Origin of the sequence: Sporolactobacillus sp. CQH2019, from assembly GCF_028765345.1 — a bacterium.
GTDB lineage: Bacteria > Bacillota > Bacilli > Bacillales > Sporolactobacillaceae > Sporolactobacillus.
This window is the reverse complement of sequence record NZ_JARAJZ010000008.1, coordinates 33563-50724: the sequence shown is the minus strand read 5'-3', so window position 1 is coordinate 50724 and position 17162 is coordinate 33563. Positions and strand designations below refer to the sequence as shown.

Here is a 17162-nt window from a genome sequence, read left to right as displayed (position 1 = left end):
AATCACCAAATTTTAGCGGCTATTGCCTGCTCTTTCTCCTGTATACCTGTACCGGTGCCCGTTTCCGGGCCGGCAGCGCCGCATAAGATCGAAAAGCCGAGCGCGGTTTCCCGGGTAACCGTACAGACGGAGGAAGCGCAGAATTAAATTCTGTACAGAAAAGCAGCGAATAAAAATGATACGGGCAGGATTTTCGGCTGATCTTGCCGAATCAACAATTAAAAAGGCTCTGAATATAAGGAGGCATAACAGGTGCTTGCTGCTGTGCAAAAAGTTAACGACAGGTATATTGCCCGTTTTGATCGTCTGCTTCATCATCCGCTGCAGGAAGTATGGGCTGCCCTGACACAAAATGAGAAATTAGAGAAATGGATGCCTAATTTGAAAATAGCCGGCCTCCGGAGCGGAGGGATGATTCAATTCAATATGAATGACGGCACGGGAGCTTCTTTCGCAATCAAAATAACGGACTGCCGGGAAAACTCTGTTTTAGAGTTCGAATGGGGCGACGGTCGCGTGCGCTTCGAGCTGTACCCTGAGGCAGACGGCTGCTTACTCGTGCTGAAAGAGTCTCTTCCGGCAATTAACGAGCATACTGCAAAAGATCTGGCCGGATGGCACGTCTGCCTCGACATGCTGATCGATTTGCTGAACGAACACGTCCATGCCGATTTTCCAAAAGAAAACTGGGAGAAACGGCATACGGAATATGCGGCCTTGATTGAACAGGTAAAATAAAAACGAAAAGCAGCCATTGCCGTTAACCTGCGCCGGCGAATGCCGAAAACGCCTCATGCCGATAACTGCCCGCTCATCGGCAAAGCAGAAAGAGAGACCGGCAATCATGTGTTTTTCGCGCCTCTTTGGCACATTTTTCAAAAAAAGCAGGCAGTAAAAAGAGCCCGCCCCAACCATCGGTGCGGGCTCCGTCGCCCCGGCTGATCTGAGTTTCAGCCGTACAGATCACTCAACGGACACCTTCGTTATTTTCAGCCAGCGTATAGACTTTTTCACCTTTGCCGAAAACGGATTCCCAGTCCGCGGTGAAATCGTCGACCGCCTGCCTGATTGCCGGCAGGCCCAGGGCGTTGGCAAGAATATCCGCACCCATCGTCGCGGCCTGAGCGCCGGCTTCAAATGCCGCGTTTACCTGACCGACATTTTTAAAGCTCGCCGCCAGGATTTTGGTGCGGCTGTGCTGCCGTTCAATTGCTTTAGCCAATTCGGCGATGACTGCTTTTGAATCAATGTTCATGTTTTCCATTCGGTTAAAATACGGTGCGATGTAGTCGGCACCGGCTTCAAGCGCCAGATAGCCTTGAAATTTCGAATAAACGGCCGTGGCAGTGACATTTATATTTTCCTTTTTTAACCTTTTTATAGCTGTCAGGCCGGCCTCGGTGACGGGTATTTTAATGAATACACGATCGTCGACATTGTCGAGAATGGCATGAGCATCCCGGACGATGCCGTCGGGATTGTCGGCAACAACCTGAACGTGCAATGTCGCATCGGCTCCGATGAGCGAACGGACTTCATTTAAATGCCTGAATAAGTCGATTTTGCCTTCCTTTTTTACGATCGACGGATTGGAAGTCACGCCGGCCAGCGGAATGATGCCGACGTATTTTTTTATTGAAGCCAGATGAATTGAATCCAACAGAAATTCCATTTGCAACACTCCCTTGTAAGATAATGCACAATTGTGATTTATCAGGTTCAGCCTGCCCACAGCTAAATAGTAGCACGAAAACACAGTTTTTACAGACATATCACTTGAAATAATTTCAGATATCATTCAGAAATGCCGATTTGAAAGGAAAGATAAGCTATAAAAAGAAGCAGAAATTGCACATATGTAGTTCATTTTAATATCTCCCGTACTGTTTCATCGTCCGTAATCAGTGTGTTCATAAAATCGGTTTTTAACAGCGCACGGATGGACGGTGCCTTAACTTTCGAGCGCGCTACACCGACCGAATACGGAACTTTTGCCAGCAATTCCGGTTTAATGCCAATGGTACGGTTATATAATCCTTCTTTTATAAGACGGCCTTCCGAATCAAAAAATTGGCAGCAGCAGTCGCCGATTGCATGACGGTTAATCAGGCTCTTCTGGTCGGCCTGTGTCATAAAATTGCGCCAGCTGCTCGTGCTGCTTTCCAGGGGGCCGCCGATACCGAACATCGCAATGTCCAGGCGATTCCAGTAATCCCTGAATTTCTGAAAATCGCGCGATTTCATGATGCCGTCGCGCAAAAGCCGGGAATCCTGAATCGCCCCCGCATTGATAAATACGCACTCTCCGCCAAAGTGGCGGGACAGATCGTAAATGATGGCGTTGACGTGATAGCGTGAATTAATATGGCTCGGCCCGCCGACCAATGGGACAAACGTCGCGTTTGTTTTTTTATTTCCCTTCAGTTTGCCGATCATGGCTGCCAGATTGGAGCCCCAACTTAAGCCGATAATTTCATCATTCTTGATTAGATGCTTTAAATAATAGGCAGCCTCCTCAGCCAGCTTGTCTTCTTTTTCTTTTTCTGTATCATCGGCACCGGTCGGAATCACAACAGCATCTTTCAAAGCAAATCTTTTCTGCAGCTGAACTTCCAGTTCAAAGGCCTGCGGATCAAAATCGCGGATCTGAATGTCGACAATCCCTTCGGACCGGGCCTTTTTCAACATGCGGCTGATTGTCGTCCGGTAAATACCCAGTTCGCCGGCAATCTCGTTCTGCGTTTTTTCCTTGATATAATAGAGATAAGCCACTTTGGTTAAAAGCCTTCTTTTATCTTTTTCCATAGCGCCCTCCTTTAATCCCCCAAATCAGTCTGCACAATTGTGCTCTCCGTCAAACACTTTAATGCTGGAATATACCTTTATTTAAACGATGTTTCATGATTTTATCGAAAATTAAAGATCGCAGATACCGCCGGTTTAAATCCGGACCGTCAAAGATACGGATGACCGCCGCTTCCCCTGCCAGGCATTTTAAAAATCGGCGGCCGTTCCTGGACTGTAACAACCTCTTTGAAAAAGCGGATCACCCTTCGAAGCGGGGAAAAATATCAGGCAGGAAAAGCGGCAGCCGTTTTTCCTGCCGATACTTTTCACGCCGGGCTTTTTTGGCTTTTTATTAATCGGCCTCATCTTCAGGATCGGTAACGGGAGCCGGACAGCACTTTGCCGCACAGGTCCTCTCCGAATCGAGTCATCTGACTGCCTGGTTCTTTACAAAGTCAGCTCCCGACTTCATTCTGTGTTTCTTTCGAAAGGGCGGCGAAGAACGCCGAATAGCCTGCCGCGCCGACAACCCAATCGCGCTGGTTCCCGGGATGTTCTGCGTGTTGATCAGCTTTTCCCGGGAAGAAAAAATAGTGTACCGGTGTGATCGCTGTTCGTTTTTTATGCAAGATGCAAAGTTACGCCTTTGTCGGCAATAAACCGGTTCGTATCTTCATCCAGCTCACGATCGGTATAAATCTCCTGAATTTCATTCAGGCTGAATTGTTTGACCAGACTTTTTTGATAAAATTTGCTTGAATCCGTGAGAATGATCGTCTTCCTGCTGGATAGGGCCATTGTCTGTACCACTTCGGCCCTCATAATATCGTTTTGGAAAAAGCCGATCTTTCGATCAAAACCGTCTGTCCCGATGAAGAGCTTGTCGACAAAAAATTCTCTTAAATTTTGTTTCGTAATCGGCCCGACTGTCACCTGTGAATCTTCCTGATACGTTCCGCCAAGCAGGATAATACGAACACTTTGATGTCTGCCGATGTAGGAAGCGATAAAGAAAGAATTGGTGATAATAGTTATGTCCTGTTTTGTCGCCGCGATCTCCTCGGCCAGCAGAGCGCAGGTTGATCCGGATTCGATCATGATCGTTTCATTATCATGAATCGATTGGGCGGCAAGCCGGGCAATCCTTTTTTTGACATCGTACTTTTTGGCCAACCGATAACCGACATTATCGGCATTGTTGATCACGGCATATCCGTGTTTCCTTTGAAGCAGTCCTTTTGATTCCAGACGATCCAGGTCTTTTCGAATGGTCACTTTCGATACATTGAGCAGTTCGGCCAGCTCATTGACATCTATTTTGATCCGTTCATTAACAATATTCAGCAAATCGTTTTCGCGTTCCGTTAATCCCAAAGCCAAAATGAAGATCTCTCCTTGCTTCGTTTTTTATATCACTATTTTATCATACAGAGATCAAACAGTCGCGCCGTTTCGCTTCTTTCACAGCTTATTAATGTTTCTAACGAAATTGCTATGTTAAAATTAAGAAGAGGTGGGTTATTTGAAAAGAAACACATTTCCGCAGGATAAAAATAACCGGACACGTTCCGGTCCAAAAGGTCTCATCTTCAATATTCAGAAATTCAGTATCAATGATGGACCCGGAATACGGACCGTCGTTTTTTTTAAAGGCTGTCCGCTGCGCTGCATCTGGTGTGCCAATCCCGAATCTCAGAGGGCCTGCTCCGAACAAATGCGCGACGACGTTCGCGGCGGTTTCACAACCGTCGGAGAATATAAAACCGTTGCGGAAATCATGAAGACGATCATGCAGGATCGGGACTATTACGAGGAATCCGGAGGCGGCGTTACTTTCTCCGGAGGGGAAGTGCTCAATCAGGCCCCGTTTGCAATCGAACTGGCAAAGGCCGTTAAAAAAGAGGGAATCCATCTCGCCTGTGAAACATCCGGCTATGCACGCCCGGAAATATTTAAAGCATTGATTCAGTACATGGACTTTATGTTTTTTGACGTCAAACATTGGAACAGTCAGAAGCATTATGAAGGCACCGGCGTTTATAACGAACTGATTCTTAAGAATCTGCAAATCGCACTGGAAGCCGGCAAAGATCTTCTGGTCAGGATTCCGGTCATCCCTCATTTTAACGACTCACTGGCCGATGCTGCCCAATTCGGCCGGCTGTTCAATCAAATAGGTGTCAAAAAGGTTGAATTGCTGCCGTTTCATCAGTACGGACTAAAAAAATATGCCGAACTCGGCCGTGAATATGCGATGAAAGATACCGCGCAACTGCACACGGAAGATCTTCGGGATTATAAAAAAATACTGAACAGGGCCGGGCTTGCAGTCAAACTGAACGGATCGTTCTGAGCCCGAAAGAATCCGGACCGCCATTCACATAGAGCAGATTCCGCCGTTGGCCATTTATGCTGCTGCGTCCATTTGTTGTGCGGGCGGCGGCCTTATGAATCAGGTTCCTCGGCAATCTGACTGACCGCTTGTCATTCGTTCTCACATAAAGGGTATAAAATAGTTGCTTTTGGCAACAAAATAAAACTTTTTAATATTCTTTTCTATGAGAAGCAATCAATGAATTCATTTATTTTTAAAAAAGGCGTTCTCACAACAGATATAATCATTTCGTATCAATTCGTATCAAATAGAATGAATAGCCTGCAGCTGTACAGTTCCCTGAAATCACAGCCTAAAACATCATTGACAACAAAAGAACGGCAGTCGGATGATTAATAATCAATTTCATCAGGAATAATTCCAGATTCAATGATTTCGATAAAGTTCCCGATTATCATCTGATAGCTCACACTCTCCACACCGGGTAGAAATAATTGAATATTACTTGTCTCTTCATAGTCCGTTTTAAAATAATTATCTTTAATTATTTTTTTGCACGCGTCAAGTAGTCTAAAACCTTTCACTGCTGAATGAGCATGTTCGCTTTTTGATCGTTCTTTAGCTACTTGTATAAATAGTGGCCTGATTAAATCTCGTGTGAACTGCTGCCTGTATGCCTTATAAATCATGTATAGATCATAAAGATGACGAGAATTTCTATTATACTTTCCATCGATAGCATAATCGCAAAGAGCAAAAATTTTATCGATAAATGTGCGCTCAATATCTTGTATATCAAATGCATTTATTTCATATTTTTTTAAAAAAGCAGTTTGTTTCCGCTGTAGCAGGTAATCAAGAATGTAATTTGTGACCTGCATTTTATGAGTCGGAAAAGACTTTAATAAAATATACGTCTCCACATAAGATCAGCTTCTGTTATACTTGAGTACGAAAATTGATACCTGTTAAAATCTCTTCTGCTTTTAATATCGTCTTCGTTTTCCAGATGCATGCCAATTTCGTTGGCTGAATTCATTATGGCTTGCTTCAGTTTACGTTTTTCTGTCCCCGTTTTATTGACATCTTGCTGGAAATTGATATCAATATCTTCAGAAAAACGATTGATCAAATGATAGCATTTGCTTAATGACGTGCCACCCTTAAAAACAATTTCAGGAAAATTCGTCTGCACTTTTCCGAGCAGCAAAGATACATAATAATCTTTTTCAATATTGAACCTTTCAGTCCGCTTTCTTCAGATACAGCATCAATGAGTTCTTTAAAAAGCCGGTTGTTTTGGTGCAAGTTCATAAAGCAAGTCACTCCTGTAAATGGCTAACTGATCCTTCTCTGGATAAAATGACAAACACTTTTTAAAATCTTCCTTAGAGATTCTTACATTCTTTAAATAATCGATCATTTTCTTCATTGATTCATCCAGTGTGAATTCACTATAAAGATCGAAGCTGCTGATTAAATCAAAAACCTGTAAAAGCTTATAATTTGCGTTATTGACCATAACTCTAGGTTTTTTCAAAAAAACGTACGTTTTGCCATAAAGAACCTTTCTGGAATGCATGCTTTCCTTATTCGTAACCAGTTCATAAGCCAATGCATTTTGCGCCGTCAACCCTAATTCGTTTGCAAAAGATAGACCGGTAATATAGCCAATTCGATTATTATTTAGATCAAATAAATATTTTTTCTTGATGACATCATACAGATTTAAGGAAGATCGAAATATTGCCTTTGGATCAGGCCTGTAATAAACGCCATTCTTCAATGCGTAACGAACAATAAAACCGTTATCTGCTGCTTTTTTCAAATACTGGCGAATCGTATTTGGATTGATATCCAGTTTATCCAGGAGTTCTTCAGTGAGAATAGGTTCTTCATATTGGAAATTCCGCTCCAAATATTTTTGAAAATCCATAACCGACACCTCTCCCTAAAGTATAACTTATTATAACGATTTTATACACATTAATTATAAATTTGTTATTATAATAAATTCTGGGATAATTCTAGTAAAAATACAAATTTGATGATTACTATCAAACAGCTATTTGAAAAAGTACACCAAGTGTCCACAACTTGGGTTCCCAAGGTTCGCACTCAAGCTACAAGGATCAGCAACATAAAATGATCCTGCGCTTTAACATAAAACAAATATTGGTTTTGTAACGTATACGTTATAAAATAAAAAGGCAGGGATGTGAAAGGAGTGAGGGAAGCGTAATTGAGCAAATCAAAAGGGCCACCGGACTTGATTCACCATTTTTGGATTTTCATAGCGACCGCCCCTGCGATAATCAAACAGCAGGCAAAAAGCGGCGACGCAATCGGAAACATCCATAATTTCCCAGAGGAAGCAGATTTCCGGCTTTTGTTATGCTCAATCACATGACCATCATGAAAAGAATAAAATCGATTGATTCTGTACTGATCCTGGTTACAATTGTTTGGCTGCTCACCGCCAATTTTAGCCCGCTTTACATGAAAGTAATTGGTCTGTTTGCAGGCAGCACTTGGGTTGTTTTGTTAATTGTCCGCTTTATTGATAAGGACGGATGAAGGCATGGTCAGAAAAACAAGCCATACTCAGGTGAGAGCCTCAAGGAACTGGGAAGCCAAAAACCGCAGAAAGGCAACTATTGATGCGTACAGACGGCAGGCAAGAAACTTTATCCGCAACCATGCCGGCCTGGAAGATCTGATGGAACTGAAAGAATTAATCCGCAAGAAGGAGGAAACTTTAATGCATCACAATGGGTAAATAAGCCCTTCAGCCCCGCTCTGCCGCTAAAGAATGGATTGGAAAACTTTTTATTTATGGTCATTTTTACCCGTCTCAAACAAACAGCGATCGGAACCACTGCTTAAGGTAGAATGGTCAAGTGACGAATTTGCACCTGATGACCATTACAGAATTATTTATTTTTTCAAAGCATTAAGCATTAACAGCTCTCCGTTTAACATGAGGATGGCGTTTTCAACAAAATGACTTTCCTCGTTATGCATCATCCTCATTGCGGGTATATGGATAGCGTTATGAAATCATCATTCATCAAAATTGCATTTTACATGCATGGCAAATGTTCCTTTTGTTTTCAGGCATTTGCAGCCGCTATCATCCTGTCCGGATATTGCTTCGTTAGTGAGTGTTCGTCGTCATCATCCGGCTAGCGCCTTGAAACAGCCTGTTTTAAGAAGGCAAATACTAAAGTTTTGCTGCTTAAATCTATTGTCCTCGGCTGAATAAAAGCTTTGAAACATGGCATCCGCAACACCACCCCTTTTATGCATATACAAAGGACTCCGACTAACGCAGACATGATATAAATTTTTATTTTTCACCTCAGAACACATCCTGCTACAGAGAAAAACTTTCAAACATAAGTCTTTAAAATTATGCGTAATTTCCATTGTAAGCGTTGACAAAATGTTTTTCTCATGCTATTTTCTACTTGAGTACTCAAGTAGTCAAGAGGAGGTATTATGGAATTTAACAGTGTCCAGGCGGTTTATTTGCAGATAAGCCACGATATACAATCTGATATTTTCAGGAATTATGGCATACATGATAAGATACCGAGCGAAGCCCAGCTGAGCAAAAAGTACAACGTTACCCGTTCTACTATCCAGAAATCTCTAAAAGAATTGGAGGAATCCGGTGTTATCTACAAAGTGCATGGAAAAGGCAGTTTTGTAAAAGCTAAGAGCCCTAAGATTAATATGTTCACCTTTAGCGGATTTTCAGATTATGTCCGAAAAATGGGCGGTGATGCCGTTACAAAAGTTCTATCACAGGAGGTGCTGCAGCAAAAAGGAAAAAAAATCTTTAAGCTGCGCAGATTAAGGGGAGTAAAGATTAATGGGGCCATTACCTGGATGACAATCGATCTGTCGTTGCTGGATCTTCATCACTTTCCGAATCTGGATAAAAATGATTTTGCAACTCATTCTCTTTACGATACCATTCGGACAAATTATGATGTCTATCCTTGTACCGCGAACCTAAGCGTGCACGCGTTTCTATCGACCGAAGATGAAAATCGGATTTTTAATATGGAAAATTCTCAGCCGCTGTTAATGGTAGAAAGAATCGTACTTTCCGACCGTGGAACTCTGGTAGAGCAAGTAAAAATCATTTATAGCAATGACGCTAATTTTAAACTTGTAACAGGAATATAGAAATTGGAAGGTGTTCGTTATGGATAAAAGAGACAAAATTTTAGGTGCTTTATATGGGCAGGCAATTGGTGATGCGATGGGAATGCCCTCAGAACTTTGGCCGATTCAGAAAATCCAGGATTATTTTAAAGGAAAGATTACAACTTTTTTAGACGGCCCGAAATCAAACGATATTGCCTTAAATTTTACAAAGGGGCAATACACAGATGATACAAATCAGGCCTTTGTTATTTTAGATGCTTTAATCGAAAACCATTTCGTACCTGACACACAAATCATTGTGAATCATCTCCAAAAATGGGCAAAAGAAATTGGCGCGTTCGAGAATAATATCTTGGGACCAAGTTCTAAAGCTGCCCTCCTTGCTATTGAAGAAGGAAGAGATCCGCTTAATATTACAAAAAAAGCAGAAACAAATGGTGCAGGAATGCGCATTTCGCCGATCGGCAGCCTATTTGACACACTTCATGGCGACCAATTGGTCCAGATGGTATTTGACATTACAAAAGTTACCCATTCATCAGACGTTGCAATTTCCGGAGCTGCGATAGTTGCCGGAGCTGTTAGTGCAGCCGTCGAAGATAAAACATGGGATGAAATCATTAAATATGCACTATCAGTCGGCGATCAGGCTAAAAAACTGGGGGCACCCACTTGGAACGCCTCCTGCAAAGAAAGAGTTAAGCTTGGCATAGAACTCGCCAAGCGGTATCAATACGATGAAGAGGGATTTTCTCAAGCAATTTACGATCTAATCGGCACCGGGACAATGGCTAGTGAATCTATTCCGGCCGCGGTTTCAATTGCCTATTATACACGTAATGTTCATAAATGTGCTTTGTTTTGTGCCAATCTTGGCGGCGACACAGACACAATTGGAGCAATGGCAACAGCTATCTGCGGAGCAAAGCAGGGATTTTCTTTAATACCTCCAGAATGGACAGGATTAATTGATTCAAAAAACCCGCAATATCACATTTCTTATTATGCGGATCAAATCATGAATTTTAGAAACATGACAAACTAACAAATTCTAAAATTAGAGGGGAAAAAATGATGGATAATGAAGAGCAAATCATTGTACCGGAATCTGAACAAACCGTAAAACCATGGGGCCTGTTCTTTAACTGGTTCGCTGCAAATATTGGAATCATGGGAATCGTATACGGAGCCTTAATCGTAAGCTATCATTTAAGTTTCTTCCAGGCATCGCTGGCATCATTAGTAGGGGCATTTTCTTTCTTAATAGTCGGATGGGTCGCTTCGATCGGCAAAAAAACTGGAATTACGACTTTTAAAATGTCACGGGCAGCCTACGGGATTCAGGGAAATAAAATTCCGAATGCCATTGCCTGGGTCAATATGGTAGGCTGGCTGGCTGTAAATGTCGTTACCGGTACTCTGCTGCTGGTCTCTATGTTTAGTGTCCTTCACATTAAATCAAGCGGATTATCTATGACAGTTGCACTCATCATATTTGCAGTTTGCGTCCTACTGTCAGGATTGGTTCAGGAAGATACATTGCAAAAAGTACAAACGTGGATTTCCTACATTTTCGGCATACTGACGATCTTTATTATGATTTTTTTTGTTACCGAAACAAACTGGCATCAAGTATTGACAATGCCCAGCGGAAACTGGATAAGCGGTTTCCTGCCTGCCGTTTCGATCGTCGCTGCAGGCTCCGGAATCAGCTGGTCCATGGCTGCAGCGGATTGGGGAGCTTATGTAACACCGAAAGCAAGCAATCGGGCTGTGTTCTGGAGCACAACTTTAGGAGGAGCTGTCCCTCTATTCGTCCTGATGTTTGCAGGTGTACTATTAAGTTCTGTTGAACCGACTCTTGGAACATCTGCCAATCCAATTGACGTTATGTACCATGCACTTCCTTCATGGCTGGGCGTTGTTTACTTTCTCGTCGCTGCAGGCGGGCTTGTCCCGCAATGTATTGTGAGTCTTCGTTCTGCAAGAATTAATTTAAAAACAATCGGGATCCGTGTTTCACAAAAAACTTCGCTTGTTTTTCATGGGATAATCGTAATATTGATTCCAATCTATATTCTGTTTGTATCTGAAAACTTTCTCACTAATTTTCAATTATTCCTTGGTTTTCTCGGAATCTGTTTAGCAGCCTGGGTTGCGATATTTCTCTGCGATTCTGTGTTTAACCGTGAGAATGGCAGAGCATACGATGTAAACATCCTGAAGCCGGGCTCAAAAAACCAGGTAAACTGGCGCGGCGTTTCTTCATGGATCATTGCAGTTATTATTGGCTTCTTATTCACAAATAATGCAGTCTGGACAGGACCCTTCGCAAAGGGAATTTTTAAAGATAACTCGTTGGGCGTTTTTTTAAGCGGGATACTAGCCATCATCGTGTTCTGGGTTATTAATTCAATTGGCCGGGAGAAGTCAAATCATGAATAAACTTACTTCAGAAAAAAAGATATTAATTATTGGCGCAGCTGTAATTGACGTACTCGTAAATGTACCCGTCCTGCCAAAAAGCGGTGAAGATATATCAGGAGAATTGCAAGGAACTGTTGTTGGCGGATCCGCTTATAATGTCCGTCAGGCAGTCGAAAGTTTAGGCATTAAAAATGTGCTTTTCGTGCCTGTAGGCAATGGAATTTTCGCAGAAATTATAAAAAAAGAGTTTGCAAAAAAGCGGATTCCAATTGTATTAAATGTACAAGACGGTGAAAATGGATGGGATGTATCATTTGTGGAACCAAACGGAGAACGCACATTTCTGACCATTCCCGGAATTGAAACAAAGTGGCAGTCCGATTGGTTTGAACAAATAAATATTAAAGATTATGATTATTTCTATGTATCCGGCTACGAACTTGAAGGAAAATCCGGTGAAGTAATTCTGGATGCGCTGTCTATGAAAAAGGCAGGGAGCAAAATCCTATTTGACGCCAGCCCGAGAGTTCGCTATTTGGAAAAATCAATAGTCCAAAGGTTACTTACAAGGGACACAATCATTCACTGCAATGCTGATGAAATAAAATTATTGGCACCGGAATGCGATAATATTGAAAGCGCCGCCAATAGGCTGCAGAAGAAAACCAATGATATTGTACTGGTTACATTAGGGGCAAACGGCACTTATTTTAATGACGGAGCGAATGGCGGAATTGTTTCCGGAGAAAAAGTAAAAGTTGTTGACACCATTGGTGCAGGAGATTCACATAGCGGAGCTTTCCTATGCGGTTTAGCTGCAGGAATGACAACATTTGAAGCTGTACAATTGGCAAATCGCCTTTCTGCAAAAGTAGTCTCCCAGAGAGGCGGCGCAATTGAACAATAAAATCCGGCTTTTAATCATCATCTCTCATGGTGCATGCTCAGCAATTGCCGGAGAGTGAAAAGCGCTCCGCAAATAAAAGATAACCCTTTATGGGGATCTTATCATATTCTACTTTTTTCATCTGAGTCAGGGGGAAAATGCAAAGTAAGCGTCAAAACAACCACTCCTCTCGCTATTTTGTTTTCGGTTGACGGCCGAACTCCATTATAGCGCTTGAGGAGGTTTTTTCTGGTACAATTCTGGAAACTTCATTTTCACACAGGCAGAGCCTGTGGTTTTTAAGACCATTAATCAAAGCTGCAGCGAGAATTGTGCAGATAGATGATTTCATTAATACCCCTCCCGCAAAAAGCATGAAACGATGGTTGGTGAGGCCGGTTATTCGACGATGAGAGACAGCGAATCTCCATTGCCAGAGCATTTTGCGTCGTCACAGATTCTATTATTGGATGAACCTCTTCAGCACTTGATGCCAATACCGAGCAGGCTATACATCAGTATGTAGAAAAGCTCATCAAAGAGCTAGGCAAACAAAATGGGAAAATAACAACTGATGCATTTGAAAAGATGTTATTGGATTGTGTAAAAAATGTGTAAAATGGCTCGTGATTCTATCGTTTTCTATCGCATTCTCTGAAAAAGAAAAAAGCTCATAAATCCCATTAAATCAAGGATTTACAAGCTCTTTGAAAGTCTATATCTTCACCAAAAACGACCAAAAAATACCGGTGGTCGGGGTCGAACCGACACTCCTTGCGGAACACGATTTTGAGTCCCATTTTTTTCCATATACTTTTCTTACTTTAGACATAGGGTTTCTAATTGTCGCCGTTCTCCGTAATATAACCTACAGAGATCATACAATAATTCAGAATATTTGGCAAGGGGGTTGTTTCTGTTTCTTCTTTCTTTTCTTAAGTAATAATCAAATTTATAGCAATTTTATTAGTAAACATATTGATCTATTGGGATACATGTAATACAATATATTTGTAGAAAAAAGGGGGTATTTAAAATGATATTAATCGACGATGAAAAAGCTTACAGCCAGAACGAAAAAGAAGAGGTAGCCGGACTCGGAAAAGGGTTTCAGATGTTATTTAGCGATCATCAGTTAAATGAAAAAGGAATGGGCATCCTGAAACGGTTTCATAAAATAGAAGATCGGGTTCAGGAAGACGATACGGAATACTTCTTCAAACTAGCAAAGTATTATTATAATGAAATGAGAGTCAGCTAATGGCTTTCTTTTGTTATAATGAAAGTATCTTAGGAGTTGAATATATTGCCTGCAGATAATAGGAAAAACATCAAAATAAACGATCAGACTTTTCAGATGCTGCTTAGCCTGCAAACCGAAATGACCCAGCAAACAGGAAAACGGGTTCCTTATGATGAAATAATACAAAAGGCAGTGACGCTACTTAGAAAAACTATTGGGGGAAAAGATAATGGAAAATGAACTTTTAAAACAAATTATTGACAAACTGAGTGCTATGGATAATCGGTTCGATACTATTGATAAACGACTCGACAACTTTGATAAACGTTTTGACGCTATGGATCAGCGATTCAATGCAATAGATGAACGATTCAATACAATGGATAAGCGATTCGATACGCTTGAACATAAAGTGGATCATATTTCAGAACAAGTAGGGAAAAACTCAGAAGACATAACGCAGATTAAAGAAAATCAGACGTCGCTTATTGCTGGTCAACAAAGACAAGACAAGATTCTTGAATCCTTAGCGATTCGTTCTCTTGAACAGGAGACTGACATTAGAAATCTGAACCGAGTGAATTGGAAATGAATAGAGATGAAAAATAATGGGGTTTCGTTATAGAAGGTCTATTAAGCTATTCCCCGGAGTTAAGATTAACTTTGGCAAGAAAACACATTCATGGACAATAGGCGGTAAAGCAGCACGGACTACATACAATCCGACGACTAAAAAAGTAACCCAGTCTTACTCTACTCCGGTAAAAGGATTATACTGGCAGAAACAATATTCCACTAAGTCTCAGGATAGTCCAAAAACAGCTAGAAAGGTTAATGACTATGATTACACCGATCATAATGCAGAACCGTTTGTGGGGGAATCTGGAACGCCTAAGCACGGCTTTCTGCATAGCGTCTCTCTGTTTTTTGAATCGTTAGGACTTATTGTAAAAATCGGATGGTTATTAATTCAGCTTGCATTTTATGGACTAATCGTCTATTTTTTTATTAGGATAATCATAGCGTTATTTTAATTTATAGACCGGGAGAGATGTCAATATGGCGGAACAATCTAAGAATGAAACTAAGCCTATTAATAATGAAAAAGAAAAGAAAAATGATCTTACCAATGTTCCTGAAGAATTTAAACCTGTTGTTGACATGCTGAATGTCAGAAAAATTGATAAGAAAATGTATGGATTCTATTGTGACCCAACGATTATTCGCCGCTTTGATAAAATGTTAAAAAGAAAAGGATTTAAACGGAATCGGTCAGAAGTTATTTCAGGTCTTATTGAATCGTTTACGAACTTTATGGAAAAGCGCTGATGTATAATTTACTTGAGTAAAGCATACCCCTGTATGTATATTTTATTGAAGTAAAGGATACATAGGGGCGTATATTTTACTGCACTAAAGTATATGTTTTAATTAAATAAAGTATACGGGGTAGTGTATAATTTATTACATTAAACTAATAAAGTTTACCCCATAGTGTATACTTTACTGTGATAAAGACTCTATGTATTAAAAAAGCACTCCGAACATTTTTGCTGCTCAGAGTGCTAATTTTTCATCTTTTTTTAATATAGGCGGCACTGACATAAACCTGGTTATTGTTACTCTTGATCTTAGCCCATCCATTCGTGATGCTTTCGACTTCAACCTGGTCATTCCTATTCAGCGTCCCGAGTATTTTTCCATTCATGCCAGGGCTCTGACGGATAAATAAACGGTCGGCCGTAACGAGATAAGGCGTTAATCCACTGGAATTCTGAACTGGTGCTGGTTTAGCCTGTATCGCTGCTGACGGTTTCGGTGCTTCCGTCGGTGCGACAGACCCGATTCCAATCACACTTAATTTTTGATTCGGGTAAATGGTGTCTGAAGTGAGATGGTTCAATGATTTTAACTGATCAGTAGTCATATGGTAACTATTGGCTATTGCCCATAGGCTGTCTCCGGATTTAACGACGTATTGGCGAACGGTAACCGGTGCGGGCTTAGGGGCAGGAGTTGATTTAACCGAGCTGACTTTAGTGAATAGTCCGGCATAATCAATAGAACAATCAAAAGTTCCGCTGATCCCCCTTAGATGAAGCTTGTCCGTGTACTGCCAGGCACCGCAGGAGCCGACAGACGGATGTTTAAAATCGACATGAGCAGGATAACCGGCCAGCCATTTATTCGGAAACTTTGAAGCGTCCAGATGGGCTTTCATAAACGGAACATAAGTATAAATAGCGACGTTCTTAAATCCACCCTTGTTCACTACGGAAAAGAAAGCCAGGCTATTCGCCGTCATATTCCCAGCTAAAGGAACTTCAATATCTAGAACCATACGGGTGCCTGAACTCAGGCCTAGTTTCCTAGCTTCTGAAACAAAATGGCCGGCTTCCTGCGCTGCTTCTGAAGCATTATTAAACCGTGCGAAATGATAGGCACTGACTACTAGCCCAGCAGATTTAGCATTGCTGACATCACAGCTTGCCGTAGGATTGACATAGCTGGTTCCTTCCGTGAGCTTAACGACAACCCCATAAATGCCGTCCTTCTTAGCTTGAACAAAAGCTGATTTGCTCAGATAGCCTTGAAAACTTGAAACGTCCAAAAATAATTTATCAGAAAAACTCATTCTTTCATTACCTCTGTTCAACCTTTTTGACTAAGTCAGAAACATCTTTTTTGAGTGGTGAACGATCGAATGCAAATTGAACGGCTGCCTGGATCTGTTCAGGTGTGAACTTTGTGTGAAGTTTTCCATTAACCTGACTCGCAACAAAATCAACAGCCTGGCTTAATTTTTCGGCACCAATCACTTTAATGTTTGAGTTGTTGGCGTTTTGCTCAATAAAGGAAACAGCCTGCCCCGCTAATCTGTCCAGCTCCTGTTTCTGTTGTACAGAAAGCCTGCTGTAAACGCCGATAAAGCCAGTCAAAGAAAACACAAGGGCTGCAACAGCCATGACAATGATTGTAACGTTAATTATCATTTTTATCTTCTTCCTTTAATTGTTTAATTTGTTCTTCATGAACGGCAATGCTTTTTTCAGTAAGCTTAATTCGTTGATCATCCATATCCAATTCTTTATGAATGGATTTAAATTCATCTTTTGAACTTGCATTCAGCTGGTCAATGGATTCTTTCAAACTGTTAATTGAATCATTCAACGGGTCAACCATTCGGCTAATGAGCGAGGTCAGAGGGTTATATATCATATATTTAAAAATGAAATAAACAGAAACAATCGCCCCTGCGGTATAGCTGAGTATTTGCCAGTTTATCATCCTTAATCATCCTTAAA

Annotated in this window: 22 protein-coding genes; 12 read left to right on the top strand and 10 right to left on the bottom strand. The window is 41.3% G+C overall.

The window, feature by feature from the left end; genetic code table 11:
* Positions 1-252: 252 nt before the first annotated feature.
* Positions 253-738 carry an SRPBCC family protein gene (locus OYT88_RS12530; RefSeq protein ID WP_274400445.1) on the top strand — a complete coding sequence of 162 codons (486 nt, stop codon included), beginning with the start codon at positions 253-255 and terminating at the stop codon, positions 736-738.
* Between the two features lie 229 nt (positions 739-967).
* Here the strand turns inward: OYT88_RS12530 and OYT88_RS12525 are convergent, their stop codons facing one another.
* The 4 genes from OYT88_RS12525 to OYT88_RS12510 all read right to left on the bottom strand — a co-directional run bounded on the left by OYT88_RS12525 (position 968) and on the right by OYT88_RS12510 (position 4167).
* Positions 968-1672, bottom strand: a complete 705-nt coding sequence (locus OYT88_RS12525; RefSeq protein WP_274400443.1) for a fructose-6-phosphate aldolase — start codon at positions 1670-1672, stop codon at positions 968-970.
* 191 nt (positions 1673-1863) lie between these two features.
* Positions 1864-2805, bottom strand: coding sequence for a sugar-binding transcriptional regulator (locus OYT88_RS12520; protein WP_274400442.1), 942 nt, complete (start codon positions 2803-2805; stop codon positions 1864-1866).
* A 437-nt stretch (positions 2806-3242) separates the two neighbouring features.
* Entirely contained in the window at positions 3243-3416 is a 174-nt protein-coding gene (locus OYT88_RS12515) for a hypothetical protein (protein ID WP_274400441.1), read from the bottom strand.
* Positions 3409-4167: a DeoR/GlpR family DNA-binding transcription regulator gene (locus tag OYT88_RS12510; protein ID WP_274400440.1), complete on the bottom strand. Its 759-nt coding sequence runs from the start codon at positions 4165-4167 to the stop codon at positions 3409-3411. The genes OYT88_RS12515 and OYT88_RS12510 overlap by 8 nt, the downstream gene beginning before the upstream one ends.
* A 142-nt stretch (positions 4168-4309) precedes the next feature.
* On the opposite strand from OYT88_RS12510, the gene OYT88_RS12505 reads away from it, so the two are divergent.
* On the top strand, positions 4310-5140 hold the full coding sequence (locus OYT88_RS12505; protein WP_274400439.1) for a glycyl-radical enzyme activating protein: 831 nt from the start codon (positions 4310-4312) through the stop codon (positions 5138-5140).
* Positions 5141-5514: 374 nt separating this feature from the next.
* Here the strand turns inward: OYT88_RS12505 and OYT88_RS12500 are convergent, their stop codons facing one another.
* The 3 genes from OYT88_RS12500 to OYT88_RS12490 form a co-directional block, all read right to left on the bottom strand.
* Positions 5515-6045: a nucleotidyl transferase AbiEii/AbiGii toxin family protein gene (locus OYT88_RS12500; protein WP_274400438.1), complete on the bottom strand. Its 531-nt coding sequence runs from the start codon at positions 6043-6045 to the stop codon at positions 5515-5517.
* Positions 6024-6317 (bottom strand): nucleotidyl transferase AbiEii/AbiGii toxin family protein, encoded by a 294-nt coding sequence (locus tag OYT88_RS12495; protein WP_274400437.1) that lies wholly within the window; start codon positions 6315-6317, stop codon positions 6024-6026. The genes OYT88_RS12500 and OYT88_RS12495 overlap by 22 nt, the downstream gene beginning before the upstream one ends.
* An 87-nt stretch (positions 6318-6404) precedes the next feature.
* Positions 6405-7058 carry a helix-turn-helix domain-containing protein gene (locus OYT88_RS12490; RefSeq protein ID WP_274400436.1) on the bottom strand — a complete coding sequence of 218 codons (654 nt, stop codon included), beginning with the start codon at positions 7056-7058 and terminating at the stop codon, positions 6405-6407.
* Between the two features lie 645 nt (positions 7059-7703).
* On the opposite strand from OYT88_RS12490, the gene OYT88_RS12485 reads away from it, so the two are divergent.
* From OYT88_RS12485 to OYT88_RS12440, 10 genes are all read left to right on the top strand, one after another.
* Positions 7704-7901: a hypothetical protein gene (locus tag OYT88_RS12485; RefSeq protein WP_274400434.1), complete on the top strand. Its 198-nt coding sequence runs from the start codon at positions 7704-7706 to the stop codon at positions 7899-7901.
* A 722-nt stretch (positions 7902-8623) separates the two neighbouring features.
* A complete protein-coding gene (locus OYT88_RS12480; RefSeq protein ID WP_274400433.1) occupies positions 8624-9319 on the top strand; it encodes a GntR family transcriptional regulator in 696 nt (231 codons plus the stop codon).
* A gap of 19 nt (positions 9320-9338) precedes the next feature.
* The gene (locus OYT88_RS12475) at positions 9339-10346 is read left to right on the top strand and encodes an ADP-ribosylglycohydrolase family protein (RefSeq protein WP_274400432.1); all 1008 of its coding nucleotides are present in this window, start codon (positions 9339-9341) and stop codon (positions 10344-10346) included.
* Between the two features lie 29 nt (positions 10347-10375).
* On the top strand, positions 10376-11746 hold the full coding sequence (locus OYT88_RS12470; protein WP_274400431.1) for a purine-cytosine permease family protein: 1371 nt from the start codon (positions 10376-10378) through the stop codon (positions 11744-11746).
* The gene (locus OYT88_RS12465) at positions 11739-12635 is read left to right on the top strand and encodes a PfkB family carbohydrate kinase (RefSeq protein ID WP_274400429.1); all 897 of its coding nucleotides are present in this window, start codon (positions 11739-11741) and stop codon (positions 12633-12635) included. The genes OYT88_RS12470 and OYT88_RS12465 overlap by 8 nt, the downstream gene beginning before the upstream one ends.
* A 1015-nt stretch (positions 12636-13650) precedes the next feature.
* Positions 13651-13875 (top strand): hypothetical protein, encoded by a 225-nt coding sequence (locus tag OYT88_RS12460; RefSeq protein WP_274400426.1) that lies wholly within the window; start codon positions 13651-13653, stop codon positions 13873-13875.
* 45 nt (positions 13876-13920) lie between these two features.
* Positions 13921-14097, top strand: a complete 177-nt coding sequence (locus OYT88_RS12455) for a hypothetical protein (RefSeq protein WP_274400424.1) — start codon at positions 13921-13923, stop codon at positions 14095-14097.
* Positions 14087-14449, top strand: a complete 363-nt coding sequence (locus OYT88_RS12450) for a hypothetical protein (protein ID WP_274400423.1) — start codon at positions 14087-14089, stop codon at positions 14447-14449. The genes OYT88_RS12455 and OYT88_RS12450 overlap by 11 nt, the downstream gene beginning before the upstream one ends.
* Before the next feature lie 16 nt (positions 14450-14465).
* The gene (locus tag OYT88_RS12445; RefSeq protein WP_274400422.1) at positions 14466-14891 is read left to right on the top strand and encodes a DUF4236 domain-containing protein; all 426 of its coding nucleotides are present in this window, start codon (positions 14466-14468) and stop codon (positions 14889-14891) included.
* A gap of 25 nt (positions 14892-14916) precedes the next feature.
* Entirely contained in the window at positions 14917-15186 is a 270-nt protein-coding gene (locus OYT88_RS12440) for a hypothetical protein (RefSeq protein WP_274400420.1), read from the top strand.
* 244 nt (positions 15187-15430) lie between these two features.
* Here OYT88_RS12440 and OYT88_RS12435 read toward each other — a convergent pair whose 3' ends face one another.
* The 3 genes from OYT88_RS12435 to OYT88_RS12425 are packed head-to-tail and all read right to left on the bottom strand — an operon-like array spanning position 15431 to position 17145.
* A complete protein-coding gene (locus OYT88_RS12435; RefSeq protein ID WP_274400419.1) occupies positions 15431-16492 on the bottom strand; it encodes a GH25 family lysozyme in 1062 nt (353 codons plus the stop codon).
* Positions 16493-16499: 7 nt separating this feature from the next.
* Positions 16500-16850: a phage holin family protein gene (locus OYT88_RS12430; RefSeq protein WP_274400418.1), complete on the bottom strand. Its 351-nt coding sequence runs from the start codon at positions 16848-16850 to the stop codon at positions 16500-16502.
* Complete coding sequence (locus tag OYT88_RS12425) at positions 16840-17145, bottom strand: hypothetical protein (protein WP_274400417.1); 306 nt, start codon at positions 17143-17145, stop codon at positions 16840-16842. Before OYT88_RS12425 ends, OYT88_RS12430 begins: the two co-directional genes overlap by 11 nt.
* Between the last annotated feature and the right edge of the window lie 17 nt (positions 17146-17162).

Coding starts and splice junctions, on each gene's coding strand:
- OYT88_RS12520 (WP_274400442.1), bottom strand. CDS start 2,805: ATGGAAAAAGATAAAAGAAGGCTTTTAACCAAAGTGGCTTATCTCTAT.
- OYT88_RS12445 (WP_274400422.1), top strand. CDS start 14,466: ATGGGGTTTCGTTATAGAAGGTCTATTAAGCTATTCCCCGGAGTTAAG.
- OYT88_RS12450 (WP_274400423.1), top strand. CDS start 14,087: ATGGAAAATGAACTTTTAAAACAAATTATTGACAAACTGAGTGCTATG.
- OYT88_RS12525 (WP_274400443.1), bottom strand. CDS start 1,672: ATGGAATTTCTGTTGGATTCAATTCATCTGGCTTCAATAAAAAAATAC.
- OYT88_RS12425 (WP_274400417.1), bottom strand. CDS start 17,145: ATGATAAACTGGCAAATACTCAGCTATACCGCAGGGGCGATTGTTTCT.
- OYT88_RS12485 (WP_274400434.1), top strand. CDS start 7,704: ATGGTCAGAAAAACAAGCCATACTCAGGTGAGAGCCTCAAGGAACTGG.
- OYT88_RS12475 (WP_274400432.1), top strand. CDS start 9,339: ATGGATAAAAGAGACAAAATTTTAGGTGCTTTATATGGGCAGGCAATT.
- OYT88_RS12430 (WP_274400418.1), bottom strand. CDS start 16,850: ATGATAATTAACGTTACAATCATTGTCATGGCTGTTGCAGCCCTTGTG.
- OYT88_RS12465 (WP_274400429.1), top strand. CDS start 11,739: ATGAATAAACTTACTTCAGAAAAAAAGATATTAATTATTGGCGCAGCT.
- OYT88_RS12440 (WP_274400420.1), top strand. CDS start 14,917: ATGGCGGAACAATCTAAGAATGAAACTAAGCCTATTAATAATGAAAAA.
- OYT88_RS12460 (WP_274400426.1), top strand. CDS start 13,651: ATGATATTAATCGACGATGAAAAAGCTTACAGCCAGAACGAAAAAGAA.
- OYT88_RS12480 (WP_274400433.1), top strand. CDS start 8,624: ATGGAATTTAACAGTGTCCAGGCGGTTTATTTGCAGATAAGCCACGAT.
- OYT88_RS12490 (WP_274400436.1), bottom strand. CDS start 7,058: ATGGATTTTCAAAAATATTTGGAGCGGAATTTCCAATATGAAGAACCT.
- OYT88_RS12435 (WP_274400419.1), bottom strand. CDS start 16,492: ATGAGTTTTTCTGATAAATTATTTTTGGACGTTTCAAGTTTTCAAGGC.
- OYT88_RS12470 (WP_274400431.1), top strand. CDS start 10,376: ATGGATAATGAAGAGCAAATCATTGTACCGGAATCTGAACAAACCGTA.